The following is a 3,308-nucleotide window of genomic DNA, read 5'->3' as shown; positions in this document are numbered from 1 at the left end:
CCGCCTCCCCCGCCACCGCCACGGCGCTGGCCGCCAGCATTGTTGCCGCCGCCCATGCCCGATCCCCCGCGGCGCTGTTGTCCCTGTCCCTGGCGTTGCCGCGTGAATGTGTCCGCGCCGATATAGCCAAACGATGTTTTCATGGGATCGGGCTGGGCTCCGCCGGGTAGCTTGTCGCCGCGGTCACTGCGGTCATTACGCCGTTTTTGCCCCTGCATGCCGCTGCCAGGAGGCGGGCCGCTACGGGGGCCGGGACCGGCATTGCCGCCCTGCCCGCGGCCTTTTCCACCGCGGCGCCGGCTGCCTCGTGGCGCAGAATCGTTGCGCGGAAGCGGCGGCTGCGAATCATCAGGCTCTTGCTCGGCGCCGTCCTGCGGCGGGGCATTAGCGGGGTTCATATCGGCCGTCGATGCGGCAAACCGGTCGCGCCCACCGCGTGGCCGATCGTTCCCGCGTGGACCTCGACCCTGGCGCTGTTCGCCGCCCTCGCCCCCCGGCGCGCCTGCCTGCGCATTTGCAGCGGCCGCACGGGGGTCGGCGCGGGATTCGGAACGCGTCAGCGCGCTGGTCAAAGCCCAGATATCGCGCTCGTCCAGTTCGACAAACGCACCGCGCTTGAGGCCGCGCGGCAACACCATGGCGCCGTAGCGGATGCGGATCAGGCGGCTGACGGCGTGGCCAACAGCCTCAAACATACGCCGTACTTCGCGATTGCGGCCCTCGGAGATGGTGACTCGGTACCAACAGTTGGCACCTTCTCCTCCGCCAGCCTCAATGGAGCTGAACTGGGCCACGCCGTCATCCAGATTTACGCCTTCGAGCAGCCGTTTTTTCTCTTCGTTGTTCAGGGCGCCCAGCACCCGAACCGCGTATTCGCGCTCCAGGCCGAAGCGTGGGTGCATCAGCTTGTTGGCCAGCTCGCCGGAGCTGGTCAGCAGCAGCAGGCCTTCGGTATTCAGGTCAAGGCGCCCCACCGACTGCCACTTTCCCTGAAAAAGCTTGGGCAGTCGGCGAAAGACAGTCGGGCGGTTCTGGGGATCGTCATGTGTGACGACCTCGCCGGTGGGCTTGTGGTAGGCAATCACCCGCGGCGGCGGTGGATCGATACGAACCCGGATCGGCTTGCCATTGACTTTGACCGTATCGCCGAACTGGATACGTTGCCCGATATGAGCGGGCTCGGCGTTGACCGAGATTCTCCCCTCCAGTATCAGTTGCTCCATCTCCAGCCGGGAACCAAGCCCCGCCTGCGCAAGCACCTTGTGGAGCTTAGGGGTTTCGGGCTGAGGGCTCAACACGCGCTTTGGTAGCGCTAAGGCAACGTCCTCCTCATCAGCGTCGAACTGCCCCGTCACGACGTCTTCAAAGCGGATGGCACCCGGCACAGGGGCATTGCGGCCAGCGGAAGGCCGCGGCGCCGGAGTACGGTCGACCTGAACGGATCCGGGCTCGGCGGATGCCATTGCTTTCGGCATATCCTGCACGGCTTGGCGCTCTATGAGCACCTTGTCGTGAGGCTCACGAGGCATGTCCCCAGATTCGGTAGCAGGAGGGTCTTGTTCAGTCATGGTTTTACATTCGTGTGGGCTCATCGCCACCGGTCTCGTTGTTCTCAAGAGATTCGGTGTCACCGTGATTGATAACTTCCGGTTGCRTGAACTCGGTCTGGATCTCGGCTATCTCATCTGCCTCAAGCGCCTCAGCTGTACCGGGTACCAGCTCAGATTCAACAGCTCCCGACAGATCAATATCTGCGCCATCCATACCGGGCTTGCCCGCCAGCTCGGAGATGCCAAACTCGATTTGCTCGAGCATCGGAAGCTGATTCGGACTGTTATCCATGACGGGAAGCTGGTCCAGTGACTCGACACCAAGATCGTCAAGAAACTGCCGGGTAGTTGCATAAAGCGCAGGACGGCCGACGGTCTCACGATGCCCGATTACTTCGACCCATCCCCGGTCTTCGAGCTGCTTGAGGATCATGCTGTTGATCGTGACCCCCCGAATATCTTCCATGTCGCCACGCGTCACGGGCTGACGATAGGCAATGATGGCCAGCGTCTCCAATGTTGCGCGGCTGTAGCGGGGAGGCTTTTCAGGATGCAGCCGATCCAGATACTCACGCATTTGAGGCCTGCTTTGAAAACGCCAGCCTGTTGCCACGTGAACAAGTTCCACGCCACGGCCAGACCAATCGTTTTGCAACTCTTCAAGCACCAGCTTGAGGCTGTCGGCTGTCAATACCCCGTTGAACAGGACACCCATTTCACGCAACGGCAGCGGTTGCTGCGCGCAAATAAGTGCTGTTTCGAGGACGCGCTTCGCATCCGTCGTATTCATGATTGTGGTCGTTCCGAAAAAGGGCGGAAAAAAAGGCCGGGAAAACGTGGGCTCGGCGCTAGTTCGCGCATGCATCCATGCGCAATCTCCTGTCAGGAGCCATGGTGCAGGTAGCTGAAAACTACTGAATTTGATTGTATATCAGCCCCAAACTGCCCACAGCGGCCTGCAGGTCGACGGGAAGCGCGGACTTGAACTCCATGGCTTCGCCGGTCACAGGGTGCTCAAAGGCCAACCGACAGGCGTGTAGACCCTGGCGGCCCAGTCCCGCGGCGGGCGCCCCGCCATAGAGGTCGTCCGATACCAGCGGATGCCCGAGAAATGCCATATGAACCCGAATCTGGTGGGTCCGCCCCGTGTGTAGCTTGCACTTCACCAGGCAATGCTTGCCGGCGGTTTGCAGCAGCGAGATCACGGTGGAGGCCGTCTTGCCGGCGTTTTTCTCCAGGTCAACCACCGCCATGCGCAGCCGGTTGCGCGGGTCGCGGCCAATGGGGGCATCGACCTGGCGGGTCTTTGCGCCCTGCCAGGCCCCGTGAGCCAAAGCCACATACTCCCGGCTCACCTCACGCGCGGCGATCAAGCCGACCAGCTGGTCCATCACGGTTCGCTGGCGGGCGACCACCATCAGGCCACTGGTGTCCTTGTCCAAACGGTGGACGATGCCGGCACGCGGCAGGAATACGGCCTGCGCGTCATGTGCCAGCAAACCGTTGAGCAAGGTCCCGCTCCAGTTGCCGGGGGCCGGGTGCACCACCAGCCCCGCCGGCTTGTTGATCACCATCAGGTGAGCGTCTTGGAATACGATGTCCAGCGTTATGGCCTCCGGCTTGAAGGCCTGGCTCTGCGGCGTGGGCCGTAGCTCGATCAGAAGCTCGTCGCCGGCCTTGACTTTGGTCGAAGCCTTGGTCACTGGCACACCGCCCAGTTTGACAACCCCGGCTTCAATGAGTTGCTGGAGATAGGTG

Annotated in this window: 3 protein-coding genes; all 3 read right to left on the bottom strand. The window is 62.5% G+C overall.

Annotated features, from left to right (window positions below):
- Positions 1-1,568: pseudouridine synthase (locus AC1D0Z_RS18260; protein ID WP_477659617.1), on the bottom strand; the 1,568-nt coding region annotated here is incomplete at its 3' end.
- Between the two features lie 4 nt (positions 1,569-1,572).
- On the bottom strand, positions 1,573-2,340 hold the full coding sequence (gene scpB / locus AC1D0Z_RS18255; RefSeq protein WP_477659616.1) for an SMC-Scp complex subunit ScpB: 768 nt from the start codon (positions 2,338-2,340) through the stop codon (positions 1,573-1,575).
- Between the two features lie 121 nt (positions 2,341-2,461).
- The coding region (locus AC1D0Z_RS18250) for an RluA family pseudouridine synthase (protein ID WP_477659615.1) at positions 2,462-3,308 on the bottom strand (847 nt) is incomplete at its 5' end.

The organism is Polaromonas sp. P1_E3 (assembly GCF_056405935.1).
The sequence above is the reverse complement of the archived record's forward strand: the minus strand, read 5'-3'. Positions and strand labels throughout refer to the sequence as shown.